Source organism: Micrococcus sp. KRD077 (genome assembly GCF_017168505.1).
GTDB lineage: Bacteria > Actinomycetota > Actinomycetes > Actinomycetales > Micrococcaceae > Micrococcus > Micrococcus luteus.
This window is the reverse complement of the sequence record NZ_JABFAZ010000040.1, coordinates 15,565-29,564: the sequence shown is the minus strand read 5'-3', so window position 1 is coordinate 29,564 and position 14,000 is coordinate 15,565. Positions and strand designations below refer to the sequence as shown.

General features: G+C 72.4%; 13 protein-coding genes, 2 tRNA genes and 1 pseudogene. 3 read left to right on the top strand and 13 right to left on the bottom strand.

Annotated elements, in window-relative coordinates:
- Window positions 1–329: pseudogene (locus J1M39_RS09815) on the bottom strand (class F sortase); the annotation flags it as partial.
- 80 nt (window positions 330–409) lie between these two features.
- A complete protein-coding gene (locus tag J1M39_RS09810) occupies window positions 410–1,306 on the bottom strand; it encodes a LysR family transcriptional regulator (protein ID WP_206496736.1) in 897 nt (298 codons plus the stop codon).
- Between the two features lie 145 nt (window positions 1,307–1,451).
- On the opposite strand from J1M39_RS09810, the gene gabT reads away from it, so the two are divergent.
- Window positions 1,452–2,774: a 4-aminobutyrate--2-oxoglutarate transaminase gene (gene gabT / locus J1M39_RS09805; protein ID WP_041103009.1), complete on the top strand. Its 1,323-nt coding sequence runs from the start codon at window positions 1,452–1,454 to the stop codon at window positions 2,772–2,774.
- An 81-nt stretch (window positions 2,775–2,855) separates the two neighbouring features.
- On the opposite strand, the gene J1M39_RS09800 is transcribed toward gabT, so the two are convergent.
- From J1M39_RS09800 to J1M39_RS09785, 4 genes are all read right to left on the bottom strand, one after another.
- The gene (locus tag J1M39_RS09800) at window positions 2,856–3,167 is read right to left on the bottom strand and encodes a hypothetical protein (RefSeq protein ID WP_036340936.1); all 312 of its coding nucleotides are present in this window, start codon (window positions 3,165–3,167) and stop codon (window positions 2,856–2,858) included.
- Window positions 3,168–3,366: 199 nt separating this feature from the next.
- Window positions 3,367–4,752, bottom strand: a complete 1,386-nt coding sequence (locus J1M39_RS09795; protein WP_044659075.1) for an NAD-dependent succinate-semialdehyde dehydrogenase — start codon at window positions 4,750–4,752, stop codon at window positions 3,367–3,369.
- On the bottom strand, window positions 4,749–6,410 hold the full coding sequence (locus J1M39_RS09790) for an APC family permease (RefSeq protein ID WP_036316957.1): 1,662 nt from the start codon (window positions 6,408–6,410) through the stop codon (window positions 4,749–4,751). The genes J1M39_RS09795 and J1M39_RS09790 overlap by 4 nt, the downstream gene beginning before the upstream one ends.
- A 26-nt stretch (window positions 6,411–6,436) precedes the next feature.
- Window positions 6,437–7,969 carry a flavin monoamine oxidase family protein gene (locus J1M39_RS09785; RefSeq protein WP_041103003.1) on the bottom strand — a complete coding sequence of 511 codons (1,533 nt, stop codon included), beginning with the start codon at window positions 7,967–7,969 and terminating at the stop codon, window positions 6,437–6,439.
- A gap of 161 nt (window positions 7,970–8,130) precedes the next feature.
- On the opposite strand from J1M39_RS09785, the gene J1M39_RS09780 reads away from it, so the two are divergent.
- Complete coding sequence (locus J1M39_RS09780) at window positions 8,131–8,823, top strand: TetR/AcrR family transcriptional regulator (protein ID WP_036381598.1); 693 nt, start codon at window positions 8,131–8,133, stop codon at window positions 8,821–8,823.
- Between the two features lie 96 nt (window positions 8,824–8,919).
- Here the strand turns inward: J1M39_RS09780 and J1M39_RS09775 are convergent, their stop codons facing one another.
- Both J1M39_RS09775 and J1M39_RS09770 read right to left on the bottom strand, forming a co-directional pair.
- Window positions 8,920–9,999, bottom strand: coding sequence for a hypothetical protein (locus J1M39_RS09775; RefSeq protein WP_089529318.1), 1,080 nt, complete (start codon window positions 9,997–9,999; stop codon window positions 8,920–8,922).
- A 246-nt stretch (window positions 10,000–10,245) separates the two neighbouring features.
- Window positions 10,246–10,318 (bottom strand) — tRNA-Ala (locus J1M39_RS09770).
- 170 nt (window positions 10,319–10,488) lie between these two features.
- On the opposite strand from J1M39_RS09770, the gene J1M39_RS09765 reads away from it, so the two are divergent.
- Window positions 10,489–11,619 carry an oxidoreductase gene (locus J1M39_RS09765; protein WP_206496735.1) on the top strand — a complete coding sequence of 377 codons (1,131 nt, stop codon included), beginning with the start codon at window positions 10,489–10,491 and terminating at the stop codon, window positions 11,617–11,619.
- An 86-nt stretch (window positions 11,620–11,705) separates the two neighbouring features.
- On the opposite strand, the gene J1M39_RS09760 is transcribed toward J1M39_RS09765, so the two are convergent.
- The 5 genes from J1M39_RS09760 to J1M39_RS09740 form a co-directional block, all read right to left on the bottom strand.
- Window positions 11,706–11,781: transfer RNA gene (locus J1M39_RS09760), tRNA-Ala, on the bottom strand.
- Window positions 11,782–11,902: 121 nt separating this feature from the next.
- Window positions 11,903–12,568 carry a histidine phosphatase family protein gene (locus J1M39_RS09755; RefSeq protein ID WP_044659078.1) on the bottom strand — a complete coding sequence of 222 codons (666 nt, stop codon included), beginning with the start codon at window positions 12,566–12,568 and terminating at the stop codon, window positions 11,903–11,905.
- 12 nt (window positions 12,569–12,580) lie between these two features.
- Window positions 12,581–13,006, bottom strand: a complete 426-nt coding sequence (gene rsfS, locus J1M39_RS09750) for a ribosome silencing factor (RefSeq protein ID WP_036316941.1) — start codon at window positions 13,004–13,006, stop codon at window positions 12,581–12,583.
- Window positions 13,003–13,650: a nicotinate-nucleotide adenylyltransferase gene (gene nadD / locus J1M39_RS09745; RefSeq protein ID WP_036316939.1), complete on the bottom strand. Its 648-nt coding sequence runs from the start codon at window positions 13,648–13,650 to the stop codon at window positions 13,003–13,005. Before nadD ends, rsfS begins: the two co-directional genes overlap by 4 nt.
- A 74-nt stretch (window positions 13,651–13,724) precedes the next feature.
- Complete coding sequence (locus J1M39_RS09740; RefSeq protein WP_036316935.1) at window positions 13,725–13,949, bottom strand: hypothetical protein; 225 nt, start codon at window positions 13,947–13,949, stop codon at window positions 13,725–13,727.
- Window positions 13,950–14,000: the final 51 nt, after the last annotated feature.

Here is a 14,000-nt window from a genome sequence, read left to right as displayed (position 1 = left end):
GTGGGGGTCGGCTCCTCGGACGGCGTGGGCTCCGCCGATGTGGGCGTGCCGGCGGGTTCCTGGGTCCCGCCGGGAACCGCCGCTTCGCCCGTGGGTGCCGCGGAGGACGGGGTCGGCGTCGGGGTCGGTGTGGCCGTCGGTGCAGGGCTGGGCGTGGAGCGTGCTGAGGACGACGGCGACGGGGTCGCGGACGCCGTGGCGCTGAGGGTGGGGGCAGCGCTGATCGGCACGGCGCCGACCGCCAGCACCCCGCGCAGCGCGAGGAACACGAGGCTCAGGCACAGCAGCACCAGGACCACCCACAGGGCGCGTCGGACGGTGGTGTTCATCCGGGTTCTCCCCTCGTGTGCATCGACGCGGCCCGCCCGGGGCCGCGTCCGACGACGGCATGGTCTCACGCGCTCCGGCCTCAGCGCGGCGCGTCATCCCCGGGCTCGGCATAGCGGTCCCGGACGAAGGCCTGCAGGCGACGGGCGAGCGCCTGCAGCGTCTCGGCGGCGAAGTGGTCCTCCCGCCACGCCGCGTGCAGTCGTACCGCGAGCGTCCGCCCCTGCGCGATGACCCGCACCGGCGTCAGCCCGAAGGCCGGGTCCTCGGTGACGACGGCGACGCCCGCCCCCGTCGCGACCAGGGCCTGGGCCACCCGCCCGGAGTTCGCCTCGGTGAGGGCCGGCGGCGTGAGGCCCGCCACGGCCACGGCGCCGTCGAGGACGCGCCGCGCCATGAAGGTGCGGGCGGGTGCGACGACCGGCTGGGCCACGAGGTCGTCGAGGGACACCCGCGTCCGGCCCGCCCAGGGGTGGCCCGGGGCGACGTACGCCCAGACCGGCAGGTCCATCAGCGGCAGCGACGCGACGGAGGGCGGCGGCACCGTCGGCATCACCACGAGGTCGTGCCGCGCGACGGCGTCGAGCAGCGAGTCGTCCAGCTGGGTCTCCGCGACGCGCGGGCGCGGGTCCTCCTCCCCGAAGGTGGCCACGAACGGCAGCACGACGTCGATGAGGGTGGTGCCCGGTGCGGCCACGGCCACGTCCGTGAGCCGACCGGAGGCGAGCGTGCGGGCCGCCTGCTCCGCCCGGCGATGGGCGACGAGGACCTCGCGCGCCACCGGGAGGAACGCCTCGCCGGCCGTCGTCAGCTCGAGCCGGCCGCCGACCCGGGCGAACAGTGGCAGGCGCAGCTCACGCTGAAGCCGCTGCAGCTGCCGACTGAGCGCGGACTGCAGGAGATCCAGGCGGATCGCGGCCCCCGAGACCGTGCCGACCTCGGCCACCGTGACGAAGGCCCTGAGCAGTTTCTCCTCCATGCCGGATAAGCATAGCCTCCATGCCGGATCATCACTGGACGGCATGGCCTCGACGCCCCACCATGGGAGGACGCGGCCCGACGCGTCGTCGTCGTGCCCGCCCGTCGTCCACGCTCCCCGTGAGCCGTCCCCAGGAGGCATCCCCATGACCGCCACCCCCGACCTCGAGCAGACCCGCCATCTGGCCACCGAGCTGCCCGGCCCTCGCTCCCGTGAGCTCGCCGAGCGCCAGAAGCGCGCCGTCCCGGCCGGCGTGGCCACCACCATGCCGGTGTACGCGGCCCGCGCCGCGGGCGGCATCCTCGAGGACGTGGACGGCAACCGCCTGATCGACCTGGCCTCCGGCATCGCCGTCACCTCCGTGGGCGCCTCCCACCCGCGCGTCGTGGCCGCCGTCCAGGAGCAGGTCGCGCAGTTCACCCACACCTCGTTCATGATCACGCCCTACGAGGGCTACGTGGCCGTGGCCGAGCAGCTGGACCGCACCAGCCCGATCCCCGGCGAGACCCGCACCGCCCTGTTCAATTCCGGCGCCGAGGCCGTGGAGAACGCCGTCAAGGTGGCCCGCGCCTACACCGGCAAGCAGGCTGTGGCCGCGTTCGACCACGCCTATCACGGCCGCACCACCCTGACGATGGCGCTGACCGCCAAGTCCATGCCCTACAAGCACAGCTTCGGACCGTTCGCCCCCGAGATCTACCGCGTGCCCGGCTCCTACCCGCTACGCGACGGCCTGTCCGGCGCCGAGGCCGCGCAGCGTGCCATCTCCGCGCTGGAGAAGCAGATCGGTGCCGACAACCTGGCCGCCGTGATCATGGAGCCGATCCAGGGCGAGGGCGGCTTCATCGTCCCGGCCGAGGGCTTCCTGCCGGCCGTGGTCGAGTGGTGCAAGGCCAACGACGTCCTGTTCATCGCGGACGAGGTCCAGTCCGGCATCGCCCGCACCGGCGCCTGGTTCGCCTCCGAGACCGAGGGCATCGAGCCGGACCTGATGGCGACCGCCAAGGGCATCGCCGGCGGCATGCCGCTCTCCGGCGTCACCGGCCGCGCCGAGGTGATGGACTCCGTGCACCCGGGCGGCCTCGGGGGCACCTACGGCGGCAACCCCGTCGCCACGGCGGCGGCGCTCGCCGTGTTCGAGGCCGTCGAGGAGGACGGTCTCCTGGAGAAGGCCCGCCGGATCGAGCAGGTCATCCGCGAGCACTTCGCGCAGAACGCCGACGACCGCATCGCCGAGGTCCGCGGCCGCGGCGCGATGATGGCGATCGAGTTCGTGGACCCCGCCACCGGCGAGCCGGACGCGACGCTGACCGCCACCGTGGCCGCGGCCGTGCGCGCCGCCGGCGTCATCCTGCTCACCTGCGGCACCTACGGCAACGTCGTACGCTTCCTGCCGCCGCTGACCATCGGTGAAGACCTCCTCAAGGAGGGCCTGAGCGAGGTCACGAACGCGCTGCAGTCCGCCTGAGCCCCCGCCACCGGCGGACCGACGACGACGGCCCCGCATCCCTGCCCGGGATGCGGGGCCGTCCGCCTGTCGGCGGAGGACTCAGATGTCGTCCTCGTACGCGGGGCCGCCTTCGTTCTCCATGGCCTCGATGCGCCGGGACTTCTCGGCGGTGAAGATCCGGCGGACCCCCGTGCCGCCGAACTCGTCCTCCGGGACCAGCCCGACGCCGTACTTCAGCAGGGCCTTCTCCAGACGCAGACGCTCGTCCACCCGCAGGTCGGCCAGCCCCTTCTCGAAGCGGCGCAGCTGCTCCTTCTCGAGACCGGCCGCGGTGGCCAGGGTGCGGACACTGACCTGGGCGAGAGCGCGGCCGGCGCGCGCCACGTCGAAGGTAATCGGGGTGGGGTACATCAGACATTCTCGATTCTGCAGTTCTCGACGGGGATCCGGTCCATGATGGCCGCGCCCCGGTTGAAGGGACAAGGGCGCGCCAGCCTAGAACCCGCTGTGCGACATGCGCGTCGCTGACCCATCGCTCCCGCCACGCCGGCGGGACGCGGACGGGCCCGCCTCCGGTCACCGGAGGCGGGCCCGTCGTCGTCGTGGGGTGTCAGTCCTGGACGAAGTACATCTGCTTGTTGACGAACTCGTCCATGCCGAGCGGGCCGAGCTCGCGGCCGAAGCCGGAGCGCTTGATGCCGCCGAACGGGATCTCCGCCCCTTCTCCCGCCGGCGTGTTGACGTTGGCCATGCCGACCTCGAGCTGCCGGGCGATCCGCTCGGCCTGAGCCTCGTCCTGGGAGAACACGGCGCCGCCCAGGCCGTACTGGGAGTCGTTGGCGAGAGCGAGCGCCTCGTCCGCGGACTCCACCTTGTAGACGACGGCGACGGGGCCGAAGAGCTCCTCGCGGTAGGCGTCCATCTCGGAGGTGACGCCCGTGATCACGGCCGGGGCGAAGCGGGCGCCCGCCTCGTCCGTGACGGTCCCGCCGACGTGGACGGTCGCGCCCTGCTGACGGGCCCGCTCCACCTGCTCGGCCAGGCCCTCGGCGGCACCGCGCGAGGACAGCGGGGTGAACACCGTCGGGTCCTCGTCGGCGGCCTCCCCGGGCTTCATGGCCTCGGCCAGGGACACCAGCTCGGCCACGAAGGCGTCATGGATGTCCGCCGTGACGATCATGCGCTTGTTGGAGTTGCAGGCCTGGCCCATGTTGTACATGCGGGTCGCCCACGCGGTGCGGGCGGCCTCGGCCGGGTCCTCGGCGTCGAGCACGATGTACGGGTCCGACCCGCCGAGCTCGAGGACGGCCTTCTTGAGGTGCTGGCCCGCGAGCGCGCCGATCACGGAGCCGGCCCGCTCGGAGCCGGTCAGGGACACGCCGGCCACGCGCGGGTCGGCGATGAACTCGGCGATCTGGTCGTGCGTGGCGAAGACGTTGGTGTACACGCCGGCCGGCACGCCGGCGTCGTCCATGATCTGCTGCACGGCCAGGGCCGAGCGGGGGCAGATCTCGGCGTGCTTGAGCACGATCGCGTTGCCGAGCATGAGGTTCGGCGCGGCGAAACGGGCGATCTGGTAGTACGGGAAGTTCCAGGGCATGACCCCCAGCAGCACGCCCAGGGGCAGGTGGCGGATCATGGCGCGGCCGCCCCCGTAGGTCTCGATGGGGCGGTCCGCGGCGAGGGTGGGGCCCTTGTCCGCGAAGTAGCCGAAGATGGCCGAGCTGAACTCCGCCTCCTCGACGCCCTCGGTCACGCGCTTGCCCATCTCGGTGGCGATGATCTGCGCGAGCTCGTCTTTGCGCTCCTCGAAGAGGTCCGCGACCTTCTGCACGATGGTGGCGCGTTCCTCGATGGGGCGGGCGGCCCATGCGCGCTGGGCGGTCTCGGCGGCGGCCAGCACCTGGTCGACCTCACCGTCGGCGAGGGCGGGGAAGGTCTCCACGACCTGGTCGGTGCTGGGGTCCTGCACGCGATAGCCGGTGGGGGTGCTCATGAGTGGGTCCTCTCGTTGGGGTCCCGGACCACGGCAGTGCCGTCGTCGTCCGGACGGATGATCGGGATGGGTCGGGTCGAGTCCGTCTGCGGCAGGGTCTCGCCACGGAAGTAGGCCGGGTGGCGCAGCCGCGTCCACATCATCAGTACCACGCCGATGGCCAGCACGCCCATGCCCAGGATGAACACGGTGCCGACACCGAACACGGAGGAGCCGGAGCCGTAGTCGGGGTCGGTGGAGTCCATCGCGGTCACGCAGAACATCACCAGCAGCACGAGGCCGCCGATCAGCGGGAACAGGAAGGTGGTGAGGGCGTTGCCCACCGAGGTGAACCACTCGCGGCGGAAGTACCAGACGCAGGCCAGGGCGGTGATGCCGTAGTAGAAGCAGATCATCAGGCCCAGAGCGGTGATGGTGTCCCACAGGGCGTTCTCGGAGAGCAGCCGCGTGACGACGTAGAAGAGGCCGGCGAAGCCCGCGCACACCCAGGTCGCGAAGGCCGGGCTGTTGAACCGGGGGCTCAGCTCGGCGAAGCGCGCGGGCACAGCCCGGTAGAAGCCCATCGCCAGCAGGGTGCGGGCCGGGGAGACCATGGTGGACTGCAGGGAGGCCAGGGAGCTGACGAGGATCGCGCTGGACATGATCACGGCAAAGGGGCCCAGGATCGGGCCGGCGAGGACCGCGAAGATCGACTCCTGGTTGTCCGGGTTGCCCGCGCCCAGGCCCTCGGAGCCGATGCCCGCCCAGGAGATCACGGCCAGGGCGGACAGGATGTAGACGGCGATGATGACGAACACGGTGACGGCGGCGGCCCGGCCGGGGGTGCGCTCGGGGTCCTTGGTCTCCTCGTTCATCGTGAGGGTCACGTCCCAGCCCCAGAACAGGAAGATGGACAGGGAGACGCCGGCCGCGACCACACTGAAGTCGCCCGCGGTGAACGGGTTGAACCAGTCCAGCTGCACCGGGGTGGGGTCGAAGCCCGCGCCACGGGAGGACTGCGTCAGGGCGGCGACCGCGAACGCACCGAGGGCCAGGATCTGGAAGGCCACCAGGATGTACTGCAGGTGCTTGGTGGTCTCCATGCCGCGGTGCGAGATCCATCCGGCCAGGGCCAGGTACACCAGGGTCAGGGGGATGTTGACCCACAGGTTGCCGGCCAGGTCCGCGATGGCCTGGCTCCCGGTGATCTGGGCGAGCAGCAGGAACGTGAAGTCGACGGCGACGGCCGCCAGGTTGGACAGCACGATCACGGAGGCGGCGATGAGCCCCCAGCCGCCCATCCACCCGACATACGGCCCGAAGGCGTGCGTGGCCCAGGTGAACGACGTGCCGGAGTCCGGCACCCGCGTGTTCAGCGCCCGGTAGCCGAGGGCCACCAGGAGCATCGGGATGAAGCCGAGCAGCAGGATCGCGGGCACGTGGGTGCCGACGGTGCTGATGGTCGGCCCGAGGCCCGAGGTCAACGTGTAGGCGGGGGCGACGACGGAGACGCCGATCACCACCGCCCCGAGCAGGCCGACCTTGCCGGCCTGGAGCCCCTTGTTGCTCACCCCGCCCGGGTTGAGCAGGTTGACCTGCTCGATGGCGGAGGTGGTCGGGTACACGTGCTCGTGTCCCTCATTGTCGACGACGCGGCGTCGTGGGGTGGATGCGCTCATGAGGATGTCCTTGTCCGTCGGGCCGGTCAGCCGGTGGGCTGCCCCGCGTCAGTGGCTTCCCGCTCGGCGATGGCCAGGGCGGCGGCCTCGCCCATGCGGATCGCGCCGTCCACGTGCTGGTAGCCCTCGGCTGCGATGTCCGAGCACGCGTAGTGGATGGGACCGGTCGGGCGGTTCTGGAGGTGGCCCCAGCGGGAGAGCCCGCCGAGGTCGTAGCTGGTGGCGTAGGCGCCTCGGGTCCACTCCTCGGCGGCCATGTCCGAGAGGAAGAACGCGATCGGCTCGAGGGTCCGGGGGCCGAGGTACTCGGCCATGGCGCCGAGGATCGCGGCCTTGCGCTCCTCCTCCGGCAGGGCCCACATCTGCTCCGCGTACACGTCGGACACGAAGCCGACGAGGGTGCCGTGCGGGTCCTCCTTGCCCGGGGCGCCACCGGCCAGGTTCTCGCCGCGGTTGGTGTTGTCATAGATCTCCTGGACGAGACGGCCCCCACCGAAGCACGTGCCGGACAGGCCCTCCTCGCGCCAGAACGGGGTCTCGTACACGGCGTGCACCTTGATGACCAGGCCCATGGAGATGTGCTGGTGCGCGATCTGCTGCTCGCGCGGCATCGGCGGCTCGAAGGAGATGCGGCTGTAGAGGTTCGGCGGGACGGCCAGGACCGCGTAGCGGGCGTGCACCTCGTAGTCGTCAGTGAGCGCCACGACGTCGCCGGCGGCGCCGTCGTGCGCCACGCCGTTGCGCACGTCTGCGGCCACACCGTTCTTCTCGTCCGCGGTGGACGGGTCCGGCTCGGCCCAGCGCAGGGTGCGCACCGGCTGGCCGAGGACGACGTCGTCGCCCAGCTCGGCGGCCATGGCCAGGGACACGGACTGCATGCCGCCCTCGACGCGCTTGTCCAGGATGAAGTCCTCGTCCACCAGGTTGCGGAACGACCCCGCCGAGGCGGACATGAGCAGCGCCTGGAGCAGGGAGAAGGTGTGGGAGGGCTTGGTCAGCATGCCGGAGGCGATGTAGATGGAGACGTTGTCGATGGCCTCCGGGTCGTCGGACTGCTGCTCCAGCCAGTGCCGGAAGGAGATCTTGTCCAGCTCGGCGGCCCGCGGGTGCTCCCACGGGGCGGCGGCGTCGATCTCGGCGGTCAGTTCGTCGATCTTGGCGATCAGGCGATCCATCTCCCGGTCCGTCTTCTCGGCCACCGGGAAGTCGAGGCCGTCGTAGACGTGGCGTTCTCCGCGCGGGTCCACGTAGACGTTGCGACCGTCGCGGAAGCGGGAGAACGTCGGCAGGCCGAGCTCCTCCACCAGGGAGATGAGGCGGGTCTGGTCCGGGGAGATCCACTGGCCGCCGATCTCGATGAAGTGGTCCTTGCCGTCGGCGCCCTCGACCAGGCCGTTCCAGGTGCGGCCGCCGACGCGCCGGCGAGCCTCCAGGACGGTGACGGACAGGCCCTGGGCCTTCGCGGTGCGGGCGGCCATGAGGCCGGCCGGGCCGGCGCCGATCACGACGACGTCGCTCGTCCGGCGCTCGCGGCCGGCGGTGGCGGGGGCGGTGGTCATGGGGTGCTCCTCTGGCGGGGACGGGGCATCGGGCGGGGCCCGGGTGAATGCCGTTCATTTAGAGTGTCGGCGCTCACTGTACGGGCCGCGCGCCGGGAAGGGAAGGCTGGTCCGTAGCCGGCCTGACACCTCCTGCCCGTCCGACGGGTCAGAATGGCCGGATGGACGAGACCACTGAACCGCCCCGGGCGCGCCGCCGCCGCGGACGACCTCTCTCCCCCGCTCTGAGCCGCGAAGCGATCGCGGACGCGGCGCTCGCGGTCGCCCGCACCGAGGGATACGAAGGGCTCACCATGGCGGCGGTCGGCCGTCGCCTGGGCGTGGCGCCGAGCGCGCTCTACAACCACATCAGCGGCAAGCATGAGCTGCTCGTCCTGCTGCAGGACGCCGTGATGGGCGAGGTCTCGCTCGTCGAGCTGGAGGCCGCGATCCGGGGCGAGGTGCCCGTCGTCGCCGCCCTGCGGGCGTGGGCGCGCTCCTACCGCGACGTCTTCGCGGCCCATCCGCCGCTGATCCCGCTCATCGCGACCCTGCCGATCGAGGGAGCCCCGTCGACGCAGCGGGTCTACGAGACGGTGTGCGCGGTGCTGGCCCGGACCGGTCTGGCGCCGGAGCAGGTGCTGGCCCGGGTGATCGCGCTCGAGTCGTTCATCTACGGGTCTGCGTACGACGTCGACGCTCCGGCCGACATCTTCGAGGTGGCGGGGGCGCAGGAGCGCCTGCCCGCGCTTGGCGCGGCCGCCGAGGCCTTCCGGGCGGGCGGGGGCACGCGCGCGACGGGGGCGCGGAACCCCTATGCGGACGCACCTTTCGAGGAGGGACTGGACCTGCTGCTCGCGGGCCTCGGCGACTGACCCGCGGACTGCCGGCCACGTGTCAGGCCGGCACGGACGCGCCGCCCCTGTGTGTGAGAGGGGCGGCGCGTCGACGGATCTGTGCGCGGCGGATTTTCAGTCGGTCAGGCCCAGACGACGGCGGGCCGCGACCAGCACCCCCGCGGCGGCGGCGCCGAGGCCGGCCAGCCACCAGCCGGTGGACTGCCCCGTCTCGACGGTGTCCGGGGTCGTGTGCTGCTCGTCGGCGTCGTCCTCGACCGGAGCGGGCTGCTCCTCCTCGTCCTCCGGAGCCGGGGCGGCCTCGTCGGCCCGGAACGCGGCGAGCGCCGCGGCGGTGTCCGGGTCGGTCAGGTCGAGCGGCTTCCCGTTGAGGACGCCGTCCTCGGCATCGAGGAAGCCGTCGTACGCGGCGGAGATCTCCTCGCCGACATGCACGGTGACGGTCTGGACGTGGGCGACGTGGTCGCTGTGGAAGTCGACGGTGAAGGTGTCCGTACCGACGAAGCCCTCGTCGGGGATGTACCAGGCACGGAGCTCGGAGTGCTCCGAGTCACGGAACGCGAAGACCTCACCGTGGGCCGGCTCGGCCACGACCGCCGCGTAGGCGTCCTCCATCGTCGGCGCGGCGACCAGGTGGACGATCTCAGCGCCCGCCACCCCGGGAGCCAACTGCATGGCCGAGTCCCAGACCAGGGGCCGGTCCCCGAGGTCGGCCGTCTGCGGGCCGTCGACGGCGTGCACGGCCGCCCCCTGATCGTCGGCGAGGTCGGCGTCCGCCTGGAGCGTGATGCCCATGTTCAGCATCTGCCCGTCCACCTCCACGTCGTACCGCACGAGGCCTTCACCGGCCGCGCCGAGCGCGCGGCGGGTCTCCAGGACGTCCACCGCGCCGCCGTCGATGACGTCCAGGGCGGTGAACTCCACCTCCTGGCCGCCCTCCAGGCGGGTGCCGTCCTCGGCCACCGGGGTGAGCGTGAGCGTGAGGTCCTCCGGGTCGTAGCCGTCGTAGGTCTGGAAGAAGGCGGCGGTGACGTTCTCGTGGTCGACGGCCTGGAAGTAGCCGGCCTGGGGGCCATGGGCGTCGTCCCAGGCCGCGGCGGGGCCGGCGAGGGCGACGGTGGTGATGAGGCCGGCGGCGGCGACGGCGGCGGGCAGGTGACGGAGGGAGGGACGACGGGTACGGATGACGGACATGGCAGATCCTCACTGAGTCGGCCGGACAGGGGTGGCGGTCCCCGCCTCTGCAGCACCGGTGGTCCGGGCTCCACGGGTGGAGACGCCTCGAGTCTGTCCGCCGAGAGCCTGCCGTGAAAGGGCTGTGCGACGTCGATGCGTGATCGACGCTGGACCGCAACCCGGTCGTGACCGGTGGTTCTCGACGGCGAGCTGGCCGTCACGACGACGAAGGCCCGGTCCGCACGGACCGGGCCTTCTGACGGGTGGAGGTAAGGGGATTCGAACCCCTGACCTTCTGCATGCCATGCAGACGCGCTACCAACTGCGCCATACCCCCAGGTGGGTGGTGACTCCGTTTCCGGCGGACCGGCCGGAGCACCTGAACAGAATACCCGGCCTGCGGCAACCGCGCAAACCGGCCGGGCGGCGTCGATGGACCGCCGCGACGCCACGGCCTAGCGTGCAGGAGACGCCCCCATGCCCCCCCGCCAGCCCAGGAGGTCCTGCATGTCCCGCACTGACGCACCGATCCGCACCGCCCTGATCGGCTACGGGTTCGCCGGGAAGACGTTCCACGTCCCCCTGCTCCACGCCACGGAGGGACTCGCTCTCACCCATGTCGTCTCGAGCCGCCCGGACGCGGTGCACGCGGACCTGCCGGACGTCGTCGTGGTGCCTGACGTGGACAAGCTCCTGGCTCGCCACGACGTGGACCTCGTGGTGATCGCCGCCCCGAACGACCAACACGCGCCGCTCGCGCGCACGGCCCTGAGGGCGGGTAGGCACGTGGTGGTAGACAAGCCCTTCACGCTGAGTCTCGCCGAGGCGCGGGAGCTTCGCGACCTCGCGGTCGAGACCGGGCGGGTGCTGCGGGTGTTCCAGAACCGCCGCTTCGACAGCGACTTCCTGGGCATCGCCGAGCTGGTCCGCTCCGGCCGGCTCGGGGACGTCGTCCACCTCGAGTCCCGGATCGACCGCTTCCGCCCGACCGTCCGGGACCGCTGGCGGGAAGCCGCGGTGCCCGGGGGCGGCATCTGGTTCGACCTCGGACCGCACCTGGTCGACCAGGCGCTCCTGCTCTTCGGTGTCCCCGAACGCGTAGACGCCGACCTCGCGGCCCTGCGTCCGGGCGCCCCGGTCGAGGACTGGGCGCACTGCGTGCTGCAGTACCCGGGCCGGCGCGTGGTCCTGCAGGCGTCGATGCTCGTGGCCGGCGGCAGCCCGCGCTTCGCGGTCCACGGCACGCGTGGCTCCGCGGTGAAGGAACTGCCGGATCGGCAGGAGGTTCAGCTGCGCGCTGGTCTGCTCCCCGGCGCCGAGGGCTGGGGCGTCGATCCGGACCCGATCCTCCTGCACGACGGGGAGGGGAACACCGAGCGCGTCCCCGCGCCGATCGGAGCCCAGCAGCGGTCCTACGCGGGCGTGCGCGACGCGATCCTGGGCCGCGCGAGCAGCGACGCCGCCACCCCCGACCAGGCCGTCGCCGTGATGGCGGTGCTCGAGGCCGCCGTCGCCTCGGCGCGGGAGGGCCGTGCGGTGGAACCCGCACTCACGGCGGCGGAGCGCGCAGCGTACCCCGGCGTGTCCCCCGCACCGACCGCGGCGGAGCGACATCACCGCAGTGCCGCAGCGCGGTGATGTCGCAGGGCGGCGGTCGCCGCCCGGGCCCGCACGGGAGCCCGACGACGACGAAGGCCCGGTCCGTACGGACCGGGCCTCCTGACTGGTGGAGGTAAGGGGATTCGAACCCCTGACCTTCTGCATGCCATGCAGACGCGCTACCAACTGCGCCATACCCCCAGATGTGTGCGTCACCCGCGATGTTCACGCTCCGTTTCCGGGCCGTTCGCCTCGCTGGCAACTCGACCAGCGTACACGGTCCCCGCGCGGGCGCCAAATCGGCGTCCGGGCCGAGGCGCGCTCAGATGCCGTAGCCCTCGAGGGTCCAGTCGCCCCAGCCCTCGGCCCCGGTGTCGGCAGTGAACGCGCCCTGCAACACGGCGGCGCGGGCGTTGCCGATCCGCGCCATCGCCGCGAAGGCCTCGCCCTCGTGACGCAGGAGCAACCCCGTGGCCGCGCGGATCAGCGCACCGTGGGCCACGGCGAGCAGGGTGTGGGCGCCACCGTCGCGGGGGGTGTCCGCCCAGTGCGGGGGCACGTGTCCGCGCAGCGCACGCAGGGCCCGCTCGCCGCCCCCGCGCAGGGTCTCCCCGCCGACGGGACCGGCGTCGAGCGCCGGCTCGGCCCGCCAAAGGCGGTGCTCGTCCGGCCAGCGTTCCGCGATGGCACTGAGCTCCAGGCCCTCCCACTCTCCCCCGGCCAGCTCCATCAGCTCCGGGTCGACGGCCACGGACGCCGCGCCCACCCGGGCCTCGAGGACGATCTCGGCCGTGCGGCGCGCCCGGGCCAGCGGGGAGCACACGGCCACGAGCTCCTCCGCGTCCTCGACCAGGTCACCCACGGGCCCGCCGGCGGCGCGGCGGGCCTGGCGCTCCCCCTCGGCGTTCAGCTCGATGTCCGTGTGCCCCTGGTAGCGGTCCAGGACGTTCCAGTCGGTCTCGCCGTGACGCAGCAGGATCAGGCGCATCTCCCGGCCCGCTCAGGAGGCGTGCGAGGCGGAGGCGCCGTCGTCCTGGGTGGCCGCGTCCGGTCGGGTGCTCTCCTCCGGCAGGCCGAGGTCGATCGCCGGGGTGTCCTTCCACAGGCGGTCCAGCGCGTAGAACTCGCGGTCCTCGCGATGCTGGACGTGCACCACGAAGTGTCCGTAGTCGAGCAGCACCCAGTGGCCGTCGGACCGGCCCTCGCGACGCAACGGCTTGAGCTGCTCGTCCTTCAACAGCGCCTCCTCGACGCCGTCGACGATCGCGTTGACCTGACGCTCCGAGGCGCCGGAGGCGATCAGGAAGGCGTCGGTCAGGCCGAGCCGCTCGGCGACGTCGAACGCGACGATGTGCGTGCCGAGCTTGTCCGCGGCGGCGGCCGCGGCGGTGGTGAGGGCGTCCAGGGTGGTCTGGGGAACGGTCACGAGGTCTCCTCTTCCGAGACGTAGAGGTGGTGCTTGGCGATGTATTGGACGACGCCGTCCGGGACGAGATACCAGACGGGCCGGCCCCGGCGGACGCGCTCCCGGCAGTCCGTGGAGGAGATCGCCATGGCGGGGATCTCCATCAGGGAGACGTCGGCGCCCAGGCCCATGTCCGAGAGGTCGTGGCCGGGACGGGTGACACCGACGAAGTGCGCCAGGTCCCAGAGTTCGTCCACGTCCTTCCACGTGAGGATCTGGCCCATGGCGTCCGCGCCGGTGATGAAGAACAGCTCGGCGTCCGGGTGCAGGCGGCGCAAGTCCCGCAGCGTGTCCACGGTGTAGGTCACGCCGGGGCGGTCGATGTCCACGCGGGAGACGGTGAACCGGGGGTTGGAGGCGGTGGCCACCACGGTCATGAGGTAGCGGTCCTCGGCCGGGGAGACCTGCCGGTCCGACTTCTGCCACGGCTGGCCCGTGGGGACGAAGACGACCTCGTCCAGCTCGAACTCGGCGGCCACCTCGGAGGCGGCCACGAGGTGCCCGTGGTGGATCGGGTCGAAGGTGCCGCCCATGATGCCGAGGCGACGACGGTGCGCGCCCCCGGCGGTGGGCGCGGGGACGGGGGTGCGGGAGGCGACGGTCATGCGCTCAGGAGACGAACGGACGGCCCGCCGCGTCGCCCCCGGCGGAGGCGGCGACGCGACGGGCCGGTGAGACGTCAGTGACCGGAGGTGTGCGAGCCGCGGCCGGTGCCGTGGTGCTGGACCGCGGTGGTGGGCTCGGGCAGGCGCAGCGCGCGGGAGCGCATGGACATGGTGGCGGCCAGGGCGGCCATCAGCAGCGCGAAGACGAGCAGGCCGTACCAGATGGGGTCCATCGGCAGCTCGTTGACGACGTGGTGGCCCTCCTCGGCGGCGGCCAGGATCAGGGAGGTGTTCAGCATGGATGCTCCTCGGTGCAGCGGGTCAGACGGCCGGGCCGGGGCCGGGCCGAA

Bases quoted from the DNA above. Each gene is read 5' to 3' on its own strand.
- J1M39_RS09740 (WP_036316935.1), bottom strand. From the start codon at position 13,949: ATGCTGAACACCTCCCTGATCCTGGCCGCCGCCGAGGAGGGCCACCAC.
- J1M39_RS09780 (WP_036381598.1), top strand. From the start codon at position 8,131: ATGGACGAGACCACTGAACCGCCCCGGGCGCGCCGCCGCCGCGGACGA.
- J1M39_RS09810 (WP_206496736.1), bottom strand. From the start codon at position 1,306: ATGGAGGAGAAACTGCTCAGGGCCTTCGTCACGGTGGCCGAGGTCGGC.
- J1M39_RS09785 (WP_041103003.1), bottom strand. From the start codon at position 7,969: ATGACCACCGCCCCCGCCACCGCCGGCCGCGAGCGCCGGACGAGCGAC.
- nadD (WP_036316939.1), bottom strand. From the start codon at position 13,650: ATGACCGTCGCCTCCCGCACCCCCGTCCCCGCGCCCACCGCCGGGGGC.
- gabT (WP_041103009.1), top strand. From the start codon at position 1,452: ATGACCGCCACCCCCGACCTCGAGCAGACCCGCCATCTGGCCACCGAG.
- J1M39_RS09755 (WP_044659078.1), bottom strand. From the start codon at position 12,568: ATGCGCCTGATCCTGCTGCGTCACGGCGAGACCGACTGGAACGTCCTG.
- J1M39_RS09775 (WP_089529318.1), bottom strand. From the start codon at position 9,999: ATGTCCGTCATCCGTACCCGTCGTCCCTCCCTCCGTCACCTGCCCGCC.
- J1M39_RS09790 (WP_036316957.1), bottom strand. From the start codon at position 6,410: ATGAGCGCATCCACCCCACGACGCCGCGTCGTCGACAATGAGGGACAC.
- J1M39_RS09765 (WP_206496735.1), top strand. From the start codon at position 10,489: ATGTCCCGCACTGACGCACCGATCCGCACCGCCCTGATCGGCTACGGG.
- J1M39_RS09800 (WP_036340936.1), bottom strand. From the start codon at position 3,167: ATGTACCCCACCCCGATTACCTTCGACGTGGCGCGCGCCGGCCGCGCT.
- J1M39_RS09795 (WP_044659075.1), bottom strand. From the start codon at position 4,752: ATGAGCACCCCCACCGGCTATCGCGTGCAGGACCCCAGCACCGACCAG.